18 protein-coding genes are annotated in these 22,584 nt (G+C 47.6%); 17 read left to right on the top strand and 1 reads right to left on the bottom strand.

Annotated elements, in window-relative coordinates; translation table 11 throughout:
* Positions 1-252: 252 nt before the first annotated feature.
* From QM657_RS12635 to QM657_RS12585, 11 genes are all read left to right on the top strand, one after another.
* Positions 253-1,650, top strand: a complete 1,398-nt coding sequence (locus QM657_RS12635; protein WP_415067031.1) for an ABC transporter substrate-binding protein — start codon at positions 253-255, stop codon at positions 1,648-1,650.
* Between the two features lie 118 nt (positions 1,651-1,768).
* Complete coding sequence (locus tag QM657_RS12630) at positions 1,769-2,689, top strand: carbohydrate ABC transporter permease (protein WP_415067030.1); 921 nt, start codon at positions 1,769-1,771, stop codon at positions 2,687-2,689.
* 30 nt (positions 2,690-2,719) lie between these two features.
* A complete protein-coding gene (locus QM657_RS12625) occupies positions 2,720-3,568 on the top strand; it encodes a carbohydrate ABC transporter permease (protein ID WP_415067029.1) in 849 nt (282 codons plus the stop codon).
* Positions 3,569-3,578: 10 nt separating this feature from the next.
* Positions 3,579-5,861 (top strand): GH36-type glycosyl hydrolase domain-containing protein, encoded by a 2,283-nt coding sequence (locus QM657_RS12620; RefSeq protein ID WP_415067028.1) that lies wholly within the window; start codon positions 3,579-3,581, stop codon positions 5,859-5,861.
* A 160-nt stretch (positions 5,862-6,021) separates the two neighbouring features.
* Positions 6,022-7,275 (top strand): 6-phosphofructokinase, encoded by a 1,254-nt coding sequence (locus QM657_RS12615; protein ID WP_415067027.1) that lies wholly within the window; start codon positions 6,022-6,024, stop codon positions 7,273-7,275.
* 19 nt (positions 7,276-7,294) lie between these two features.
* Positions 7,295-9,322 (top strand): PRD domain-containing protein, encoded by a 2,028-nt coding sequence (locus QM657_RS12610; protein WP_415067026.1) that lies wholly within the window; start codon positions 7,295-7,297, stop codon positions 9,320-9,322.
* A 50-nt stretch (positions 9,323-9,372) separates the two neighbouring features.
* The gene (locus tag QM657_RS12605; RefSeq protein WP_415067025.1) at positions 9,373-9,798 is read left to right on the top strand and encodes a PTS sugar transporter subunit IIA; all 426 of its coding nucleotides are present in this window, start codon (positions 9,373-9,375) and stop codon (positions 9,796-9,798) included.
* Complete coding sequence (locus QM657_RS12600) at positions 9,798-10,565, top strand: nucleoside/nucleotide kinase family protein (protein ID WP_415067024.1); 768 nt, start codon at positions 9,798-9,800, stop codon at positions 10,563-10,565. Before QM657_RS12605 ends, QM657_RS12600 begins: the two co-directional genes overlap by 1 nt.
* Positions 10,549-11,982, top strand: a complete 1,434-nt coding sequence (locus QM657_RS12595) for a PTS mannitol transporter subunit IICB (RefSeq protein WP_415067023.1) — start codon at positions 10,549-10,551, stop codon at positions 11,980-11,982. The genes QM657_RS12600 and QM657_RS12595 overlap by 17 nt, the downstream gene beginning before the upstream one ends.
* Positions 11,979-13,235: a zinc-binding dehydrogenase gene (locus QM657_RS12590; protein ID WP_415067022.1), complete on the top strand. Its 1,257-nt coding sequence runs from the start codon at positions 11,979-11,981 to the stop codon at positions 13,233-13,235. The genes QM657_RS12595 and QM657_RS12590 overlap by 4 nt, the downstream gene beginning before the upstream one ends.
* 125 nt (positions 13,236-13,360) lie before the next feature.
* Positions 13,361-13,855, top strand: a complete 495-nt coding sequence (locus QM657_RS12585; protein ID WP_415067021.1) for a PTS sugar transporter subunit IIA — start codon at positions 13,361-13,363, stop codon at positions 13,853-13,855.
* 95 nt (positions 13,856-13,950) lie between these two features.
* On the opposite strand, the gene QM657_RS12580 is transcribed toward QM657_RS12585, so the two are convergent.
* Positions 13,951-14,328 (bottom strand): NusG domain II-containing protein, encoded by a 378-nt coding sequence (locus QM657_RS12580; RefSeq protein WP_415067019.1) that lies wholly within the window; start codon positions 14,326-14,328, stop codon positions 13,951-13,953.
* Between the two features lie 377 nt (positions 14,329-14,705).
* Here QM657_RS12580 and QM657_RS12575 point away from each other — a divergent pair, with 377 nt between their 5' ends.
* The 6 genes from QM657_RS12575 (at position 14,706) to QM657_RS12550 (ending at position 22,567) form a co-directional block, all read left to right on the top strand.
* Positions 14,706-16,742, top strand: a complete 2,037-nt coding sequence (locus QM657_RS12575; protein ID WP_415067017.1) for an NAD(P)/FAD-dependent oxidoreductase — start codon at positions 14,706-14,708, stop codon at positions 16,740-16,742.
* Positions 16,735-17,751 (top strand): polyprenyl synthetase family protein, encoded by a 1,017-nt coding sequence (locus tag QM657_RS12570; RefSeq protein ID WP_415067016.1) that lies wholly within the window; start codon positions 16,735-16,737, stop codon positions 17,749-17,751. Before QM657_RS12575 ends, QM657_RS12570 begins: the two co-directional genes overlap by 8 nt.
* A gap of 4 nt (positions 17,752-17,755) precedes the next feature.
* Complete coding sequence (locus tag QM657_RS12565) at positions 17,756-18,865, top strand: hypothetical protein (RefSeq protein WP_415067015.1); 1,110 nt, start codon at positions 17,756-17,758, stop codon at positions 18,863-18,865.
* Positions 18,855-19,928 carry an FAD:protein FMN transferase gene (locus tag QM657_RS12560; protein WP_415067014.1) on the top strand — a complete coding sequence of 358 codons (1,074 nt, stop codon included), beginning with the start codon at positions 18,855-18,857 and terminating at the stop codon, positions 19,926-19,928. The genes QM657_RS12565 and QM657_RS12560 overlap by 11 nt, the downstream gene beginning before the upstream one ends.
* A 61-nt stretch (positions 19,929-19,989) precedes the next feature.
* Complete coding sequence (locus tag QM657_RS12555; protein ID WP_415067013.1) at positions 19,990-21,720, top strand: menaquinone biosynthesis decarboxylase; 1,731 nt, start codon at positions 19,990-19,992, stop codon at positions 21,718-21,720.
* Positions 21,689-22,567 carry a 4-hydroxybenzoate octaprenyltransferase gene (locus QM657_RS12550; RefSeq protein WP_415067012.1) on the top strand — a complete coding sequence of 293 codons (879 nt, stop codon included), beginning with the start codon at positions 21,689-21,691 and terminating at the stop codon, positions 22,565-22,567. The genes QM657_RS12555 and QM657_RS12550 overlap by 32 nt, the downstream gene beginning before the upstream one ends.
* Positions 22,568-22,584 lie beyond the last annotated feature (17 nt).

Below are 22,584 nucleotides of genomic sequence, written 5' to 3'. Positions count from 1 at the left end.
ATCAGTATTAAGCTGTTAATTTTTTTTGTTGCAGTACGAACTGAAATTTACCGACTTACATAATAATAGCCGTAGGAAAAATCCTACGGCTATTATTATACAAATATCAGGCCATTGTATTAAGAGATAAGGAAAGAGAATCATTTTTTTTATAACCTAACAAAAAGTTAATTCAGGCATAACGGCAGGTTCACAAAAACAATCCGGAATCGGGTATAATGATGCTACTAACAATAAAGGAGAGATGTATTTATGAAAAAGGTGAAACAATTTGCCGCATGTGCTCTGGCCGGCAGTATGGTGTTATCTGCAGTGGGCTGCGGAGGAACTTCCCCTTCAGGGACAGGTACAGAGACAAAGGCAGGAAGCTCTGCTGCCGCAGAGTCAGGGGAACCTACAGAAATCCGCATCTGGACTAAGGCCAGCGGCCCTGACCAGGGAATCCAGAAGCTGATTGAAGCCTTCAATGAGTCTCAGAACGAGGTCCATGTAAGCTATGAATATTATGGCGAGAATTACGCCAGCGTGGTTCAGATGGCTATATCCGGTGATTCTGCTCCGGACATCCTGGAGTGCAGCGGCGGAATTACGGTTCAGACTCTGGCAAAGCAGGGAAAGCTGGCACCTATTGAGGACTGTTTAACCGATGAGATAAAGGAAAATTACAATCCCAGCGCCTTCACTCCTGAGGAATTTTATCTCGACGGAAAACAGTATGCCGTGCCTGTAAGAGTGAGCGCATACCGTCTGCTCTATAATAAAGACCTTTTTGAAAAAGCTGGATTAGACCCGGCAGCTCCCCCAAAGACCCTGGAGGAAATGCGGGAATATGCCAAAAAGATCACAGAGGCAGGAGGCGGAGAAGCCTATGGCTTTGGACTTCCTTTAGGCGTTGCCCAGATATGGGAGCGTGTCATCGATCCTATTTCCTATGCGACCAGCGATGTACAGCGGTACGGCTGGAATGTGGGAACCAAGTCCTATGACTTCGGCGCAAACAAGAGATATTTTGAATACTACACAGACCTGATGAAAGACGGCTCCTTATTCCCCGGATATTTGACATTGGGAATTGACACCTTAAGAGCCAACTTTGCAGCAGGAACCATTGGAATGTATATTGACGGAAACTGGATGCCAGGCAGCTATGCCACCCAGATGGATACAAAATGCAACTGGGATGCAGCTCCCCTTCCTGTATTTGAAGGCGATAAGGCAGACAAGTATTGGGCGGAAGGCGGCGTGAACTGGGTCGTTACCAACGGAAAGAACGTGGAAGCTGCAAAGAAATTCTATACCTTCTGGCTTTCCAATCAGACCATTGCCAACAAATACATGCCTGTTCCCAGAAATGACAACAGGGCCAATGCACTGGAAACTCTGGGAATTGAAGATTTGAAACTGCAGGGCGTGGATTACAGCTTTAAGACCGATGATCTGGATATTCCGAAATTTGAACCTCACAAATTCATCAGCCTGGAGGGCGACGACAGAAATGCCGTATTCACAAACCTCTTTGCCAAGGCTGCCGAAGGCGCGGATATTTCATCTGCCCTTGATGAGGCCATCGAAGACCTGAACAAGCGTTACACACAGGGCCTGGAGGATGCGGTTTCAGAAGGCTCCATTGCAGAAAGCAGTGTGAAGTAATAAAAACAGTTAAGCTGCTGCAAAACGAAAAGAAATCTTATGTGAGATCGGACAGTTTTGCAGCAGTTTTTATGCCTTATAGGAAATCTCCATGTAGGATCGGATCAGAAATGGGAAGGTGAGTAAAGTGAAAACCAATAACAGGAAAAAGGGCTTTTTAGCCACTCTTGGAACGTATAAGCAGCCATATCTGATGATGCTGCCCACAATAATCTTGGTAGTGCTCTTCGGCATATACCCCCTTATCTATGTGTTTTATTACAGCTTTTTTAAATACGATGGATTCTCTCCGGCAATCTTTGTCGGGTTAAGAAATTATATCCGCATTTTTAACGACGGGACCTACTGGAATTCAGTCATTAACACGCTGCAGATGGGAGTTGCCATCCCGCTGGTTCAGATTCCCTGTTCCCTGCTTCTGGCTGTGCTGCTGAATAAACGGTTCAGAGGCCAGAGCCTTGCCAGAGCCGTGATCTTTGTGCCTAATATTACCAGTACGGCCATTATGGCCATTGTTTTTTACTTCATGTTCGCTTCCTATAACGGAATCATAAACGGAGTCTTGATGAAGCTGGGCCTCATTGACAAGGCCATTGAATGGTTTGGAAACGGGCTGATGGCAAAAATCGTCATTGTCCTGTTCTGTACCTGGAGCGGAGTCGGATTTTATATGGTGCTGTTTTTATCCGCCCTTCAAAGCATTCCTTCTGAGGTATATGAAAGCTCCAAGGTGGATGGGGCAAACGGAGTCCAGACTTTTTTCCGCATCACCATTCCCATGATGGGAAGCATGTTTCAGACGATTACGGCTTTGTGCATCATGAATGCCCTGAAATTATTTGACTCCGTAAAGGCGCTGACCAACGGGGGACCGGGAAATTCCACAGAGGTTATGACTATGTATATTTACCGGTACTTTTTTGAGACTATGGGAACATCCCAGCAGGGATATGCTTCTGCAGTCAGCATCCTGTCAACGGTTCTGGTCATGATGGTTACCATGATTTATATCAGAAGCACCCGAAAGATGAATTATTAAGGGTTAAGCCTTATTTGCAAGGAGGAAAAAATGTCGAGAAAAGCAAATCGTACTAGAAATATGTTCCTGCTTTATGCAGGACTGACCATAATCATCTGTCTGCTGGTGTTTCCCCTGATTTATGCTGTGGGAGGTTCTTTTAAATCCACGGAAGAATTTCTTTTAGGCGGCATGAAGGTGTTTCCAAAAGCCTGGCATCCGGAAAATTACGCAAAGGCATGGAAACAGGCCAACTTTGCCAGATACACCTTTAACAGCGTGTTCTTTGCCGCAGCTTCTGTCCTGGGAATCATGGTCACCACTTCCATGACCGGGTACACCATGTCCCGGTGCAATTTTCCGGGAAAAAATTTATTAGCCGGAACCTTTGGATTTATGATGTTCCTCATCGGTGCGGTCACCCTGTTTCCTATTTTCCAGTTGTGCCGTAAGCTGGGGCTTCTGGATTCTGTCTGGGGAATGGTCATCACCCAGGTGGCGACGGCACAGCCATTTTTCTGCATTCTCGTTTTGGGATACTGCAACGGCATTTCCAAGGAAATCGATGAAGCTGCCATCATTGACGGGGCCAGCTTTTTTAAGGTATACACCACCATCATGCTTCCCATTATGAAACCCATTCTGGCTACCACGGGAATTCTGGCTTTCCGGGATGCATGGAACAACTATATGATGCCCCTGGCCTTTACCTTGTCCCGGTCAGAGCTGCGCCCCTTGACCGTAGGCGTGGTGCTTTTAAAGGACCAGGGAGACGGCGTTGCCGCATGGAGCACCATGCTGGCAGGAACGGTGATGTCCATTGCGCCCATTCTGGTGGTATATCTGTTTTTGAACCGTTACTTTATTGAAGGAATTACAGCAGGAGCAGTGAAAGGTTAAGGAGGAAGTCATGAGCGAATACGGATATTTTCAGAAAGAAGGAAGGGAATTTGTCATCACCACTCCTGACACACCAAGGCACTGGTACAATTATCTGTTTAACGATCAGTATGTCACCTTTACTTCCCAGGTGGGATTTGGAGAAGGCATTGTCCAGGGGTATTTAGGAAGGAGAATCATGCTGGTGGACAGCCGCCAGGTGTATATTTCCGATGCTGAGACAAAGGAATTCTGGCTGGCCAACGGGCTTCCCTTAAGAAGGCAGTATGAAAGTTTTAAATGCATCCATGGAATCGGGTATTCAGAAATATCATCCCAGTACCAGGGGATAGCTGTCAGTTGGCGCCTGTTCGTTCCCCAGGAGGCCCCGGAAGAAATCTGGACCGTCAAGGTGAAAAACAATTCCCAGCAAAAGAGAACCGTCAAAGTCATCCCCTATGCCAAAACAGAAGCAGACGGCGTTTACCGCGCCCAGGGATACAATGTTGATACAGCCGGTTTAAGAGAGGAATACAACGGCATTGCCACCAGGTCTTATGCGAAGATAGAAAGCAGCCAGTTTCAGGAAGTATCGGCCTATTTCCTCGCAGATAAGAAGATCACCGGCTATGACACCAGGAAAAATGCCTTTATAGGAACCTATGGAAACGAACAGGACCCGGATGCCATGTACCGGGGAGGCTGCACGGGAAGCGAGTGCAATGCGGAAAAGATATGTCTGGTTCTGGAAAACACAGTGACCCTGGAGCCGGGAGAAGAGGCAGAGTTTCATTATGCTCTCGGAATTGCCCTTTGCCGTAAGGAGCTGGAGCAGGCTGCAAAGCGCATCAGCGGAGGAAAGACAGAGGAACGGCTGGAGGCTGTGAAAAAGCAGTATGAAGAGGAGGAAAAGGGAGTCACCATCCATACACCGGATGAATCCCTGAATTTTCTGGTCAATGCCTGGACAAAGCACCAGACCAATATGGGCAGCAGATGGGCCAGAGTCCGCCACAACGGATACAGGGACATGGTGAGCGACAGTGAGTGCATGGCGGCCTTCAATCCGAGGCTGGCCTGGGAACGGTTCAAACGGGCCCTGACCTATCAATACAGCAGCGGATATGCCCCCAGAACATGGCTGGATGGAGAAATCCGGGACAATAACTTTGCCGACTGCGCCGTATGGATTCCCATGGCGGCCGCCTCTATTGTAAAGGAGCTGGGCGATGCCTCCTTTCTGGAGGAAGAGGTAGAATTCAATGATAAAACCTCTGCCAGCGTATACGAACACGTGAAGCGGGCCGTGGAATTTCTCTGGAATTTTAAAGGGGTACATGGGTTGATCAAGCTTTGGGGCGGCGACTGGAACGATATGATGAATCAGGCGGGACTGGAGGGAAAAGGCGTAAGCGTGTGGCTGTCCATTGCCTGGTGTCAGGCAAACAGGCAGTTTGGCCTTCTGGCGGAGGCTCTGGGAAAACAGGAAGATTTGTTCTTTTCCCGGATCCGGGGACAGGAAATGAAGGATGTGATCAACGAATTTGGCTGGGATGGAGAATATTACATCTGTGCCATCAACGATCAGGGCGAGCGTCTCGGTTCCTCAGAATGTGAGGAAGGAAAAATATACTTAATTCCCCAGCTCTGGGCCATCATGGCTGATGTGGCCGATGAGGAGAGAAAAGAGAGCATTTTAAAGGCAGTGGACAAATACCTGGAAACTGATTTGGGAACTCTGGTTTCCTGGCCTGCTTACCACAATTACATTCCGACTATCGGCCAGATGACCCAGAAACCGGCAGGAGTCCATGAAAACGGAGGCGTATACCTCCACCCATGCTGCTGGAAGCTGGCTGTTGACAGCATGATGAAAGACAATGACAAGGTGGAAATGGGTTTAAAGAAGATTCTTCCTTTTCATCATGAATATCATGAGAAAAAATGCGAGCCCTATATTATGTGCAATTCCTACTTCAATGAAGAGACGGGATACAGGCTGGGAACTGCGGGCCAGACCTGGAGGAGTGCGACCGGCGCATGGCTGACCAAAGCCCTTTTACAGTATGTGCTGGGGCTGAATGCGGAGCTGCCCGGCCTTAAGCTGGAACCGTGTCTGCCAAAGGACTGGAGGGAATGCTCGGTGGTAAAGGAATTCCGGGACTCCGTTTATGAAATCCGGTTTATTCAGGAGGAAGAAGGGGGATGCAACAGGATTAAAAGCATGACAGTCAACGGGGAAACATGGGAGTCAGAATTTCTTCCAAATGAAAAGGGGATGAAGTATCAGGTAGAAGTCCGGTTATCCAGATAATATGCAAGGCTTGCGGTTCTCGCAGCAGGAAATAAATCATCACTCTTGTCATCTTTTTAAGGTGACAAGAGTTTTTTTCTTTTCCTTGAGTTTCAACAGGAAATGCCTTTATAATAAAACCATGAAAGAAATACATCAGCAAAAAGAAGGTTGTACAATTATGAGTGGAAATCTTTTAATAGCCCAATCCGGCGGACCTACGGCGGCGATCAATGCAACTTTGTCAGGAATTCTCCGGGTGGCTGCGGTAACCGGGCAGGTGAAGAAGGTATATGGGGCAAGAAATGGAATTGAAGGGGTCTTAAATGAACAGTTTATGGATTTACAGCCCCTTATGAAAAATGTAAATGTCATGAAGCATCTGGCCTATACACCAGGAGCGGCTCTGGGTTCCTGCCGTTACAAGCTTGAGTCCGGCAGCAGGGAGGATTCTGAAAAAATAATTGAAATTTTCCGGCGCTATGGAATCACCTATTTTCTTTACATAGGAGGGAATGATTCCATGGATACGGTGATGAAACTGGACCGGTATTTAAAGGAAAATCACATAACCGACATCCATATCATCGGAGCGCCGAAAACCATTGATAATGATTTGGCAGGAATTGACCATACACCGGGGTTCGGCTCTGCGGCCAAATATATTGCCACAACCTTTGCGGAACTGGAACGTGATATTATGGTGTATGACAGACCGGCCGTAACCATTGTAGAGGTTATGGGCAGAAATGCCGGCTGGCTGACGGCGGCCTCTTCCCTGGCACGGGTCAATGGCGGCAAAGGACCTGATTTCATCTATCTCTGTGAGCATCCATTTCATATGGAATCCTTTTTAAATGATCTGGGGAATAAGTTAAGCAGGGAAAAAAGTCTGCTGATAGCAGTCAGCGAGGGGATTAAAAATGAGGATGGGGATTATATTTCCTCCGCCATATCAAAGGGTGGTGCCGACATGTTCGGCCATTCCTGCATTGCCGGTGCTTCAAAGGTTCTGGAAGAGAGCATCCGTAAGGAGATTGGCTGCAAGGTACGTTCCATTGAATTGAACTTAATGCAGAGATCCGCCATGCATGTGGCAAGTGAAACAGACTTATCAGAGTCCGAAATGCTGGGTATGAAGGCCCTTCAACTGGCTCTGGAAGGAAGAAGCGGGGAAATGGCTTCTCTATGCAGGAGAGAGAAATCCGGCTATGAGGTGGCGTATACCTCGGTTCCCATAGAGAACGTGGCTAACAGTGAAAGAAAAGTGCCTCAAATATGGATTAACGGGCAGGGGAATGATGTGGAGGAAAGGCTGATTGAATATATGTATCCATTAATTCAAGGAGAAATCAATCTGGAATATCATAATGGGATTCCACATCAGTTGATACTAAGCGCAGAATCTCAGGAATTGGTTGAAAGAGCTCCATAATATCGGAAGGAAGAGAGATATGCAATTTTCACCCAGACTTATTCAAATATTATTTTTGCTCATTAATACGGAAGAACATATCCCGGCGGCAACCCTTGCAAAGCATATTCAGAGCAGCAAAAGGACGGTTTTCCGTGAACTGAGCTATATAGACCGGCAGTTGGCCTCCTACGGGCTGATCCTGGATACGAAATCAAAAAAGGGGATCTGTATCATCGGAGAGGAAGCGGGAAAAAAGCGACTGTTGGATTCCCTGGAAAGGTCTGGAATCAAAGTTCCGCAAAACCGGGAAGAACGCTGCAATCAGTTGATCCAGGTGCTTTTGTGGCAGGAAGAGCCAAATAAGCTATACGCCTATGCAGCCAGGTTTCAGGTCAGTGATACTACTATCGGCAAAGACCTGGAAAGAGTAGAGCCCTGGTTTCAAAAGAACCACATCACGATTATAAAAAAAACAGGTGTGGGCATTTATCTGGAGTATGAAGAACCGGATTACCGCAAGGCCTGTATGAGATATATTTTTCAAAACATGGATGATCCTTTTTCCATATTATGCGATCTGGTAGATGAAGACATCCCTGAAAAGGTATCTGCTTCTATACAGATGGCAGGCAGTGCCAAGCTGAACAACATGGCAAAAATCTCCTGTACGGACTTAATGATCTATTTCTGTATTATGATACACCGCATTCGAAGGGACCGGAGCATCCTCTCTGCAGTTTTGCTTACCAAAGAGGACCGGCGGTCTTCGGATTTCGGTCTCGCAATCCGGCTGATCGAAGTTTTAAGCCAGATGTTTCGGCTTGAAATTTCGGAACCGGAGCTGACCCACTTATATATTTATCTAAAGGGGATAAAGCCCCAGCACATGAATGATGATATTTCAGAAAGCAGTTTTTACGACCTGGAATGCCTGATATTTCAAATGATACACCAGTACGATCAGAAAATCGCTTTTCAGCTAAAGCACGATGAAATTTTAATAAAGGGCCTGCTGGCACATCTGCGCCCTACGATTGTGCGGATGCAATACGAAATCGGAATTCACAATCCATTTCAGGAGGAAGTGATGTCCGAATATCCGGAGGTTTACCGAAAGACGGAAAATGCCGTCAGGGTGCTGGAAGACACCTTGGGCCTGGAAGTGCCGCCGGAAGAAACCGGGCTTTTGGCCCTGCATTTTGGAGGAGCGCAGGTGAGGCTTGGGAACCGGGAAAAGCTGATGAAAAAAATTGCCGTAGGGGTTATCTGTGCCAGCGGAATCGGTATTTCCACACTCATGGCCTCCAGGATATCCCAGGCGTTTCATGGAAAGGTGAGGGTGAAAAGCCTGACTCTTGGAAATATAGCAAAAGGTATTCCCAATGATATTGAACTGCTGGTGTCCTCTTTTGAAATTCCGGATGCAGCTTATGAATATCTGCGGGTAAACCCCATGCTGACGGAAGCGGATATTTCCGCTATCTCAGAGAGAATTGATTCCATAACAAAACTGCTGCCGGCCAGTCTGGAGGAAGCGGGTAAAGATATCTTTTCTAAAATTGATGAAATTGAGTTAATCAGCAAGGAAATCCGTTCTATTTTAAAGAGTCTCGATATATACCGGGTGCATTCCTCTATATCTTTTCAGGATATGGTCAGGTTAGCGTCAGAAACTGCTGATGAAACGGACGGCTCAAGCAATGTGATTTATGACGATCTGATGAAGCGTGAGGCTCTATCCACCCAGGTAATACCGGAATTCCGGTTTACGTTGCTGCATGCAAAGACAACGGGAGTCAGCAATTCCAAGTTCTTTATTATCTGTCCGGAAACAGGCGTATTTTCAGAACCTCATTTTATGGAGTCCGCTGTGGTCGTGGTTATGCTCATTCCAAATGATGACCCCAGAGAAATGCTGGCAATATCAGTGATCAGCCATGCATTGTTTGAAGATGACACGTTTTTTGACGATATCAGGGCCGGGCGGAAAGAGCCGGTCAAAAAATATACGGAGAAGCTTTTAAGAACCTATCTTCAGGATAAAGTGAATGAAGTTGATAACTAGGTTGAAGGCAATAAATTTTGGCCTGATTAAGGCGGTAGAGAGGAGACAGCATGCTGAAAGAAATGCTGAAAAATAAAATTACGGTTATGAATCAGGCGGGGGGCTGGCAGGAAGCCATACGCATTGCAGCGGTGCCGCTTCTGGAGGAAGAGTTTATTCAGGGGGAATATGTAAACGCAATGATTAACAGCGTACAGGAAAACGGTCCTTACATTGTGATCCTGCCTCAGATCGCAATTCCCCATGCAAGGCCGGAAAACGGGGTGTTGAAAACGGGGCTGTCCATGCTTAAACTTTCAGATAGTGTGGTATTTCCGGGATCAATAGAAGTCCGGCTGCTGATCATACTGGCAGCAAAGGATTCTGACCGGCACATGGAGCTGATTTCTGAATTGGCAGAGGTGTTGATGGAAGATGATATTGTCAATGGAATTCTGGCGGCAAAGGTCCCGGAAGAGATTATGGAGCTGTTGTGATGGAGAAAAAGAGGTTTTCATTTCATGTAAATGGGCTGCCGGTTGAGGCAGAGTATTATGAAAAAAATATTGAGCAGATATTCATTCCGCTTCTGGCTGAGTTAAACCTCCGGTTTTTGCAGAAGGGGAGCAGATTGATTGTATACCTGGCGGCGCCTCCCGGTACCGGTAAGACGACACTGGTTCAGTTTCTGGAGCATTTATCCGGCTCCATCCGGGGCATGGCGGGAGTCCAGGCCATTGGACTGGATGGATTCCATTATCCCCAGGACTATTTGGAGTCCCATGAAATAAAAAAAGACGGCAAGCTTGTTCTCATGAAGGATATTAAAGGCGCTCCGGAGACCTTTGATATAGAAAAAGTAAGGAAGGGTATTCATGCCTTACAAAGAAGTGACGTAAAATGGCCAATTTACGACCGGACTCTGCATGATGTGGTGCCGGATGCGCTTCTGGTAACAAAGGATATTATTTTAATTGAGGGGAATTGGATACTCCTCGATGAAGATGGGTGGAGAGAACTCATCTGTGATTCTGATTTTAGTATTTTTATTACTGCAGAGGAAAGGATGCTGAAGGAACGCCTGATTGCGCGCAAAATAACAGGCGGACTGACAGCCCGGCAGGCAGAGGATTTTTATGAAAGAAGTGACGGAAAAAATATCCGCCGTGCACTTTCTTCCCGCCTTAAGCCTGATTTACTTCTTCATCTGCAGGAAAACGGAGAGTACACCGTAGAAGGAGATTGGAATGGAGAAAAATTATAGGGCCAGATTACAGGCATTTGGGGGATTTTTAACAGGTATTGTTATTCCGAATATGGGCGCGTTTATCGCATGGGGTTTTTTAACGGCATTATTTATTCCGACAGGCTGGATTCCAAATGAAGCCTTCGGCAGCATGGTTTCACCGATGGTGATTTATTTACTCCCTCTCCTTTTGGCATATTCGGGGGGAAAACTGGCAGGAGGAGAAAGGGGCGCAATTGTGGGAACCATCGGTACCTTCGGATTGATTGTGGGTTCGGACATTCCCATGTTTTTAGGAGCCATGATCATGGGACCTTTAAGTGCCTGGATAATTAAGAAATTTGACAAAATGATCGATGGAAAGATACCGGTGGGCTTTGAGATGGTGATAAACAATTTTTCTCTCGGCCTCATCGGACTGGCGCTTAGCTTGGCCTCCTATGGACTGATCGGGCCGGTAATCCAGCAGGCGAATAACGGGATTACCGTCATGATCGAGGGATTGGTGAAAACCGGGTTTTTACCTTTGTTATCTCTCATTAATGAACCGGCCAAGGTGCTGTTTTTGAACAATGTGATTGACCAGGGAATCTATTATCCCCTTGGCATGCAGGAGGCGCTGAAAGCGGGGAAATCCATTTACTTTATGGTCGCGTCAAATCCGGGCTCCGGCCTTGGGTTACTTCTGGCATACACCATGTTTGGAAAAGGGGCGTCAAAGAAGACGGCTCCAGGTGCGATTATTATCCACTTTTTAGGCGGTATTCATGAGATTTATTTCCCTTATGTATTGATGAAACCAATTCTTATTATCAGTATGATTTTAGGCGGCGGGACAGGAACTTTTATTTTCAGCCTGTTCGGTGTGGGATTAACGGCAGGGCCCAGCCCAGGTTCTATTTTTTCCTATCTGATGCTGACCCCCAAGGGAAATTTCCTGGGTGTGATTGCCGGAGTTTTGGGAGCAACCGTGGTAAGCTTTGTGGTGAGTTCACTGATACTGAAAAATTCCAAGTCGGAAAGTGAAGATGACCTGGAAGAATCCATTGAAAAATCCAGGAATATGAAGGCGGAGGGAAAGGCAGTTCTGTCTTCAAAGCTGGGGGCTTCCATACCTCAGGGGGAAATCCTTAAGAAAGAAATCCGTTTTGTTGCTTTCGCATGCGACGCAGGGCTTGGGAGCAGTGCCATGGGAGCAAATGCTTTTAAAAAGAGGCTGGAAAAGCAATTCTTAGATGTGGAAGTCAATAATTACGCCATTGAAAAGGTGCCGGAAACGGTTGACGTGATTGTGACTCATAAGAGCCTTGAAAAAAGAACCAGGATGGCCTGGCCGGATAAAAGAATTGTCACCATAGAAAACTTTATGAAAGATGAGCAGATCGAGAGTTTACTGAAAGAAATTCAGGATCAGAACAATAAGGAGCATAAATGAAGACAAGAGCAGCAGTATTAGCGGGTAAAAAGAAGGTTCTGATCAGGGAATTTGACCTGCCTCCCATCACAGAAGATGAGCTTTTGGTAAAAATCATATCCAACAGCAAATGTCTGTCTACTTATAAGGCGGCAATCAGGGGAGAAGAACATAAAAGAGTGCCGGCTGATTTGGCTGAGCACCCGGTAATCACCGGACATGAATTTGCCGGCATCATAGAAGAAGTGGGAGAAAATTTAAAAGGGCGGTATCAGGCAGGACAGAAATTTGTCCTGCAGCCGGCCATGGGGCTGGAATCCGGCTATTCGGCAGGGTACAGTTATGAACATTTTGGCGGAAATGCCACCTACTGTATCATTCCCAAAATCGCCATTGATTTGGGCTGTGTATTGCCTTATGACGGGACTTATTTTGCAGACGCCTCTCTGGCAGAGCCTATGTCCTGCATTATCGGAGCTTTTCATGCCAGTTACCATACCACACCTTACGTTTATGAGCATCAGATGGGAATCAGGCCGGGCGGCAGGATGGCACTTTTAGGCTGTGCGGGACCGATGGGACTGGGAGCCATTGAGTATGCCATAAACGGGCCTGTGAATCCCTCCCTGGTTGTTGTGGTGGACATTGACGGAGAACGCCTTAAAAGGGCTTCTGAGCTGATTACGGCAGAAGCTGCCGAGGCTAAGGGAATTACGCTTCAGTATTTAAATATCTCAGGACAGGATGGGGCGGCTGTTTTGCTGGCGCTGACAAAAGGCCAGGGATATGATGATGTCTTTGTATTCGCAGCCGTTTCCGGTCTGATGGAACTTGGCGACGATATTTTAGGCAATGACGGCTGTTTTAATTTCTTTGCAGGCCCTACGGATAACAGGTTTAAGGTTCCCTTTAATTTCTATAACGTGCATTATGAAAGCACCCATCTGGTTGGTACATCAGGGGGGTCCACCGGTGACATGCTGGAGTCCCTTGAGCTGTCCTCCTGCGGGAAAATCAATCCCTCTTTTATGGTAACCCATATCGGAGGACTGGATGCGGTGCCGGAAACCATTTTGAACCTTCCGAGTATTCCCGGTGGAAAAAAGCTGATTTATCCTCATATTGAGATGGAGCTGACAGCCATTGCAGACTTTGAGAAACTGGGAAAAGAAGACCCGCTGTTTCGCGGTCTGGCGGAAATATGCGGGAGGAACCGGAATGTATGGTGCGAGGAAGCAGAAAGATATTTGATGGAATATAAGCAGATTATTTGAAGCAAAAACATTTTTCCCTTTTGAAATTGGTTTTTATTGACATGGAAAAGCTTATCAGGCATACTATTCCCATGCAGAGGATTTCTGTCAGGAAATTCAGAGAGCAAAAGAAGGGAGAATGCCATATGTTTCAATCATTGAAAAAAATGTTCGGCCAGGGAAATGAAGAAAAAGGTGAAAAGATATTAGCTCCTGCAGAAGGAAGTGTCATTCCTCTCAGCCAGGTCAATGACCCAGCTTTCAGCCAGGAGATTCTTGGAAAAGGACTTGCCATTGTTCCTTCTAAGGGACGGATTGTGGCTCCTGCCGACGGTGTGCTTACCATGGTGTTTGAGACAAAGCATGCGGTCAGCGTTACCACGGACAAGGGCGCTGAAATCATCATCCATGTAGGACTGGATACGGTCAGATTAAATGGAGAACATTATACCTCCCATAAGAAGCAGGGGGATCGTGTAAAAGCAGGAGATCTGCTTTTGGAATTTGATATGGAGGCTATCAAAGGCGCCGGATACGAAGTGGTCACTCCGGTCATCATCTGCAACCACCAGGAGTTTCCCGATATGGTATGCCATACAGACAAGGATGTAAAGGAACTGGATGTGGTTATAGAACTGTAAATTATTGATAAAACAAAATAGGTGAACAAAGAACCCCGATCGCCGGATACAGAGAAAGAGGCTGTATTTAAACATCGGGGTTTTTGTTTACTCTTTTATTCTTCACCTTCCACAGTGACCACCACCCGGTTGGGCAGGCAGACGATCAGTTCTCCGCTCCTGTGGATTTTCCCGGTGCGGACACACACCTTGTCCGGGCAGGAGGCATCCGTAACGCTGCAGTAACCGTCTTTGATGATCAGGTGGTTTGTGCTGCCGCCGTAACCGTCAATGGTCATGTCCACGTCTTTATGGAGGTCCAGGGTAGTGACAGTCTTTCCGTCTACGGTGACCACCACCTGTTCCGCCGGCTTTCTGTTGCGGACATAAAATGATACGGAAAGCAGCCCTGATATGACCAGAATAGCGGCAATGAGAATCCGCTCTCTTTTTGGTATGATCTTCAGCTTCTTTAAATAGTTCAATTTTGCCACCTCATGTTTCTCTTAAATGTTCTGAGGCTCTATTATAGCATGATTGTTCTGATTATAAAACAAAAAAAACAGGAAATGACTCAATAACAGATTTATTTTTAACGAAGATCATAAAAAAACGAAGCCTGTCAAATTTTCACAGGTATAAGCAGCTAAAATAGTCTGTTTTTGCCGCTTATAGAGCTCCAGGCAAGGATACAGGCCGTCTTCTTCACTTCGTTAACGTGGTGCAGCCATTTCGGAAAATAAAATGGATAAATTTTTAATGAGAAAAAGTTATGATTTTGTAAGAAAACTATGGTAAAATTTTCTCCAGCATGTTATAATCCTGTCAAAGTGGCTTTTTGTTAACCGCTATTATACAAGGAGGAAAAGACTTGAAGAGAATAGTAGTGTTGGGTGCCGGCTATGCCGGTATTTTAACTGCCAAAAAACTGGAAAAAAAGCTCCGTAAGATGAAGCTGGACAATGAGGTGAGCATTTCCATCATCGATAGACATCCATACCATACCATGCTCACTGAGCTTCATGAAGTGGCAGCCGGCAGGGTGGAGGAAGACAGTATCCGCATCAGTTTAAAAAAGGTATTTGCAGGTAGGAACGTAGAGATCATCACAGACACCATCAGCCATATTTCCATTGAGGAGAAAAAACTGAAGGGAAGCCTGCGGGAATACGAATACGATTATCTGGTCCTGGCCGCCGGATCAAAGCCCACCTTTTACGGTGTGGGGGGTGCAGAGGAACATTCTTATAAACTCTGGTCCTATGAAGATGCAGTCAGATTAAAAGAACATATCCATGACGTGTTCCGCAAAGCGGCTTGTGAGCCGAATGAGGAAGTAAAGCGCTGCCTCCTGTCATTCTATGTGGTAGGTGCCGGCTTTACCGGTGTGGAGATGGCAGGTGAACTGGCAGAATACATGCCTTTCCTGTGCGAACAATATGAGATTGATCCGGAATTTGTTTCCATGCATAACGTGGATATTTTAAGCCGGTCAGTCCCAATCCTTCCGGAGAAATTATCCGGCAAGGTGGAAAGACGCCTGGAAAAGATGGGCGTAAAGGTAATGATGGAAACCAGTGTGACCGCTATTGGAGAGGATTTCATCGAACTGAACCATAAGGGCAGTAAGAGCTGCTGTCCGTCTGCAACCGTGATCTGGACAGCCGGTATTGAGAGCGCAGACATCACCGGAGAAGCTGCAGAGACGCTGGAATCCGTAAAGCGCGGAAGAATTCAGGTGGACTCTTACTTAAGGGCCACGGATCATCAGGAAGTATACGTGGTCGGCGACAACATGATGTATGTGCCTGAGGGAGAGGATGAGCCGGTTCCCCAGATGGTGGAAAACTGTGAGCAAAGCGCTCATACCGCTGCTCATAACCTGGTATGTTCCATTACAGGCACGGGAAATATGGAGGAATACAAACCATCCTTCCACGGCGTCATGGTTTCCGTAGGCGGCCGCTACGGTGTTGCACGGGTGGGACTTCCCAACCACATGTTTAACTTATGTTCCTTCTTTGCCATGCTTTCCAAGCATTTCATCAATGTTGTTTATTTCGTTCAGGTGCTGGGCTGGAATAAGGTTTGGAGCTATGTATGCCACGAGTTCTTTACCATACGCAACCGCAGAAGCTTCCTGGGAGGCCATTTCTCCAACAGGACCCCAAGCTTTTTGCTGGCCCCTATGCGGGTGTGGCTGGGCGCTGTATGGGTGTTTGAGGGCATTATGAAGATACTGGAAGGCTGGATGGACCAGCCGATGCTGAGCGCATTCTTTGGCGGGGCCAATCAGTACTTTAACAATATTCTGGCTCCCTACGGGATATCAGGAATCGGAGGGGCAGCCCCTTCCGCAGATGCGGTTTCCAGCGCAACTTCCGCAGCAGGAGCAGCGGCAGATGCGGTAGCCAGTGCTACGGGAGCAGCAGGAAGCGCGGCAGAGGCGGTTTCCAGCGGTGTGGCTGTTTTCTGCTGGAACATTTTAGGAATGATCGATGCCACTCTGGTCAGCTCCGTGGGCCTATCCCATGCGAAACTATCAGATTATGCCTTTAAGATTGACTTTGCACCTATGAACTGGTTTGTAAACAGTGTGATCATTCCCAACGGCGGACTGCAGCTCTTCATGCAGCGAGGCATTGTGATTGCGGAGATACTGATTGGCCTTGCCCTTATGGCTGGCTTATTCAACTTCCTTTCTTCCGCAGCGTCTCTGGTGCTTCAGGTCATGTTCGTTTGTACCACCGGACTTTACTTAAACACGTTCTGGATGATCTTTGCCGGTATAGCAGTCCTGATCGGCGGCGGCAGAACCCTTGGCCTTGACTATTACGCTATGCCATGGCTTAAGAAAAAATGGAGAAAACTTCCCTTTATAAGGAAGTGGTATTTATATAATGACTAATAGAGAATTGTTGGGGGATCCGGTCCAACTGCGTTATGAGTTTGAAGAAGCTTTTGATCTGATGGCACTGTCTGTGGAAAAACATCTGTCTGCAGCCCCTGCCGTCATCAGGAACTATACAGCCCATCTGGCAAAATCCACAGGCAAATTCATCCGTGCCTATGGACTGCTGGCCTGTTCCATGGATGAAGAGGATAAGGTCCCGCCGGAAGCCGTCACACTGGCCTCTGCAGTAGAACTGCTGCATCTGGCTACGCTGGTTCACGATGACGTGATTGACGATGCTGATACGAGGCGGGGAATCGAAACTCTTCAACAGAAATTCGGCAAAAAGGCGGCAGTCATCTGCGGGGATTACTTATTGTCCCTGGCCCTTAAACTGGCGGCTTCCATTCCTGAAAGAAATGAATATAACGCATTGGATATGCCCAATTACCTGTGCAGGATATGTATGGGAGAACTCCGTCAGGAAATTAACAACGGAAATCTGGATTTATCGGTTTACCGCTACTTAAGCATTATCAAAGGAAAGACAGCCGCACTTTTTGAAGCCTCCTTCCACGGCGGTGCCATGCTGTCCACAAAGGATGAAAAAAAACTCCGCATGTACCGGAAAGCCGGAAACCATGTGGGAATGATCTTCCAGCTCATGGATGACTGCATCGATTATGAGATGGAAGAGGCGCAGGCAAAGAAAAATGTCCGGTCTGATTACGAAGAAGGGGTTGTAACCCTTCCTCTCATCCACACGATGAAACAGGACGAGAGCTTTTCCGGGCAGGTAAAAGGCGGCCTGGTTTCCGCCAGGGAACTCTATGACAGGGTTTTGGAAGCGGGCGGAACCGTTTATACAAAGGCTGTTGCCGGCAGGTATTATGCAAAAGCGTCAGACGCCATCGGGAATCTGGAACTATCCCAGGCCAAAAAGGCCCGGATCATGACCGTGGTGGACAAATCTTATTACGGTATCAAAAATCATAAAAATATAAAGCAACACAAGGAGGAGTAATTCTATGAAAAAACAAGTATTGGCTTTAAGCTGCGGTCTCATTGCTGCAGCATCTATCCTGGCAGGGTGTTCTTCTAACTTAAAGCAGGCACCAACCACAGCCGCTGCTACAGAGGCACCGACAACTGCAGCACCTGCAACAGAAGCTGCAACCACAGAAGCTGCAAAGTCTGAGGCAGGCGGAGCACTGTCCACCGGTTTTTCAGTTCTTACCTCTATCGGTAAATCTACAGATGCCGGTGAAAAAGACGGCCTCGCAGAGGTGGATACCATGTTCGCAGCCGTATTGGTTGACGATAGCGGCAAGATCGTCGATTGTAAAATCGATTGCATCCAGAGTAAGGTTAACTTCTCTAAGGAAGGTAAAGTGCTTACCGATCTGGCTACTGTTGTGGAGACCAAAAACGAACTGGGAGAAAAGTATGGCATGAAAAAAGCTTCCAGTATCAGCAAAGAGTGGAATGAGCAGGCTGAAGGTTTTGCCCAGTATGTAATCGGAAAAACAGCCGATGAAGTAAAGGGAATTGCTGTTTCTGCTGACGGTCTTGCAGATGATGCAGACTTAAAGGCTACCATTACCGTTCATATCGGAGATTTCATCCAGGTTGTGGAGCAGGCAGTAGCAAATGCTAAGAGCGTTGGCGCTCAGGCAGGTGATAAGCTGGGATACGGCATCGTTACAGGCATTGCAAAGTCTGCAGATGCAACTGCTGAAAAAGCAGGTGTTGCACAGGCATATTCTACCTATACCGTTGCCAGCTTTGGCGCAGACGGCAAGATCACAAGCTGTGTGCTTGACGCTTCCCAGAGCAATGTAAACTTTGATACAACAGGTAAGATCACCAGCGATTTAAAATCCACTGATTTCAAGACCAAGAATCAGTTAGGTGAAGCTTATGGCATGAAGAAAGCTTCCGCTATCGGCAAGGAATGGAATGAGCAGGCAGCCAGCTTTGCAGCTTATGCAGTTGGCAAGACAGCCAGTGAAATCACAGGGCTGGCAATTGACGAGGCTGAAGGTGCACCTACTGACGCTGATTTAAAGGCCAGCGTAACCGTTGGAATCGGTGATTTCCAGAGTGGTATCGCTAAAGCAGAAGCAAATGCAAAATAAAAAAGCAATAAGATTTATCATACTTGCCGGGATTCTGGCAGCGCTTATTATGGCGGCGGTTAACACCGCCGCCATAGAAGCGAAAAAGGAACAAAGATTCCACGCCGAATTTTTGAGTCTCTTTGATACGGTCACTCAAATCGTGGGATATGCCGGGGATAAAGAAGAATTTACCCGGATTGCTTCAGACATTCACGATGAGCTGGAGATATATCACAAGCTGTATAATATTTATGATGATTTTGAAGGAATAGCCAATATCAAAACCATCAATGACAATGCAGGAAAAGCCCCTGTAAAGGTGGACCGGAAAATTATTGATATGCTGAAATTTTCCAGGGAAGCCTATGAAAGAACAGACGGTAAGGTAAATGTGGCCATGGGAAGCGTTTTGTCCATCTGGCACGATTACCGCACAAGGGGGATCGAAGACCCGGAAACTGCTGAAATCCCTCCCATGGATGAGCTGAAAGCCGCTGCCCTTCATACGGATATTTCAAAGGTGATCATCGATGAAGAAGCCTCCACCGTATATTTAGAGGACCCCTACATGAGTCTGGACGTGGGTGCCATTGCAAAAGGCTATGCCACGGAAGCGGCAGGCAGGTTCTTAGAAGCAAAGGGGATTGACCACATCCTTCTCAGCGTGGGAGGCAACATCCGCGCGGTGGGAAAGCGGGCCGACGGAAAACTGTGGAAGCTGGATATCCAGAACCCGGACACCGACAGCGATGAAAAGGCCATTGACACCCTGGATCTGGACGGATTTTCTCTTGTCAGCAGCGGCGACTATGAACGGTACTATGTAGTTGATGGCGTGAGATACCACCATATTATCGACCCTGTCACACTGATGCCTGCGGCATACTTCCGGGCAGTTTCTATTGTATGCAGGGACTCCGGATGGGGGGATGCTTTGTCCACCGCCGTATTTAATCTTCCCTATGAAAAGGGACTGGCCCTGATTGAGGACATAGAGGGTGTAGAAGCCATGTGGGTCATGCCTGATGAGAGCATCCGGACCAGCAGCGGCTATGATGCATACCGTAATCATGATAAATGAGCTCATGGACTTAGGACACTGATTCCTTAAGTCCATGAGCTGTAAAATGAGAGGAGACCGTATGTCATACAGAGGACTGGCGGGTTTTATTCATTTATTGGAAGAGAGAGGGGAACTGATTCGTATTAAGACGAAGGTATCCCCTCTCCTTGAAATAACGGAGATCACGGACAAGGTCTGCAAGAGGAAAGATTCCGGCAATAAGGCCCTTTTGTTTGAACAGGTGGAAGGTTCTCCCTACCCTGTGCTGATGAACGCCTTTGGCACTGACAAAAGAATGGCCCTTTCCCTTGGAGCGGACAACTTAGATGATATTGCCGCAGATATTGGAGCCTATCTGGATTTTGGGAATTATTCGTCGTTTTCAAGACTGATTTCCTTTGGACCCAAGCTGCTGCGCCTGCTGTGCTGTTTTCCCCTCCGGAGTAGATTTCATCTGAAACGGCCAAGCTGTCAGCAGGTGATCGAAAGGGAGCCGGACTTGGGGCAGCTTCCGGTTCTTCAGTGCTGGCCTCTTGACGGAGGCCGTTTTTTTACCCTTCCTCTTGTCTTTACAAAATATCCTGATACAAAGCTCCAGAACATAGGCATGTACCGGATGCAGGTGCTGGATTCCAAAACCACTGCTATGCACTGGCAAAAGCATAAGGATGGAGCCGGTATCTATGAAGCATACCGTAAAAAAGGGGGGCTCATGCCTGTGTCTGTTGCCCTTGGCTGCGATCCGGCGGTCACCTATGCTTCCACGGCACCCCTTCCTCCGAAGTTAGATGAGATGATGCTGGCCGGGTTCTTAAGAAAATGGCCTGTCAAAATGGTGAAGTGCGTCACCAATGATCTCTACGTGCCTGCGGATGCAGAATTCGTGCTGGAAGGCTATGTAGACCCTGATGAGGAACTGGTCTGGGAAGGGCCTTTCGGTGATCATACCGGGTATTATTCCCTGGCGGACTGGTATCCGAAGTTTCACATCACAGCCATCACTCACAAAAAGAATCCGGTTTATCCCGCTACAGTGGTTGGAAAGCCTCCCATGGAGGACTGTTACATGGCAAAGGCCACTGAGCGCATATTCCTCCCCCTGTTAAAGATGATGATGCCCGAACTGCGTGAGATTCACCTGCCCTTTGAAGGCGTTTTCCATAACTGCGCGGTGGTGTCGGTGAAGCAGTCCTATCCGGGAGCAGCCAGAACTGTCATGAATGCCATTTGGGGCATGGGCCAGATGAGGACCGCCAAGCTGATTGTGGCTGTTGATGAAACCGTGGACCCTTCTGATGCGGCTGCGGTCTGGCGTGAGGTCTTAAGCTATGGGGACCCCCAAAAGGATTTTGTGGTCAGCGAGGGGCCTTTGGATTCCCTGGACCATTCGTCTGATCTTCCCCTGTACGGCGGACGGCTTGGCATCGATGCCACAAGGAGAGGAAAGGAACCGTTTGAAGGAGGAGCTCTTGAGATCGTGCCCATATCCAAGGAACAGCCCTGGGATGGCAGGCGCAAGGCCCTCGCCATGCTGGAGGAAAAGAGATCGTCTTTTATCCTGGTTGTGGATGAGGATGTGGACCCGTCAGATCACTCCACAGTCATGTGGAGAGTGTTTAACAACATTGATGTCACAAGAGACTTATTTACAGACGGCAGAAGGGCAGCCTTTGACGCCACGAGAAAGCGGACCGAAGAAGGCCTTTCCCGTCCCTGGCCAGAGGATATTGTGATGACAGAAGAAATCAGGAAAAGGGTATCAGAGAAATGGAGCGCTTATGGGATCGATAATCCGAAAGACAGTAAATAAATTAAATGAATACGGAAAGCTGGTCATGTTCAGTCACACGATCTTTTCCCTGGCCTTTGCCGCCGTGTCTCTGCTGGCTGTTTCCGATGGACGGCCAAAGCCAGAGGTTGTATTCTGGGCTGCCCTCGCATTTTTGAGCGCCAGGACGGGAGCCAATGCCTTAAACCGGGTGGTGGATGCCAGGATTGACGCGAAAAATCCCAGGACATCCGGGCGTCAGATTCCCCAGGGACAGATCGGGAAAAAGGAAACCCTGCTCTTAGTGGCCGTCTGCTTTCTGGTGATGGTGGTCAGCGCCTCCCGTTTAAACGTGTTATGCCTCATCCTGTCACCTGTGGCCCTGTTTTTGATGACCGTTTATTCCTATACGAAACGCTTCACCTGGACATGCCATCTGATTCTGGGTATCACCTGCGCCTGTGCGCCGGTAGGGGCCTGGCTGGCGGTAACGGGGAAGTTTTCCCTGGTCCCGCTTCTCTTCGGTGCGGCAAACTGCCTTTGGACCGCGGGCTTTGACATTATTTACGGTTCCCAGGACTACGAATTTGACAGGGCAAACGGTCTTCATTCCATTCCGGTCAGATTTGGGGTAAAGGGCGGGCTGCTGATCAGCACTCTCTTCCACGGGACTGCCCTGTTCTGCCTGTGTGCCGCAGGAGTGCTGCTTTATCCCCAGTTTGGCCTCTTTTATGGAATCGGAATTGGGATCATCGCAGTCCTCATGGTAATCCAGCACCGGATGGTATCACCGGACCGTTTGGAAAATGTCAATATCGCATCCTACAGCATCAGCCAGATCACCAGCGTCGTGCTTCTGGTCTTTGGCGTTTTGGATGTATATTTATAGTAAAAAGGAGAGATGCG

Source organism: Lacrimispora sp. (assembly GCF_047605665.1).
In the GTDB taxonomy this organism is placed as follows: domain Bacteria; phylum Bacillota; class Clostridia; order Lachnospirales; family Lachnospiraceae; genus Lacrimispora.
The sequence above is the reverse complement of the archived record's forward strand: the minus strand, read 5'-3'. Positions and strand labels throughout refer to the sequence as shown.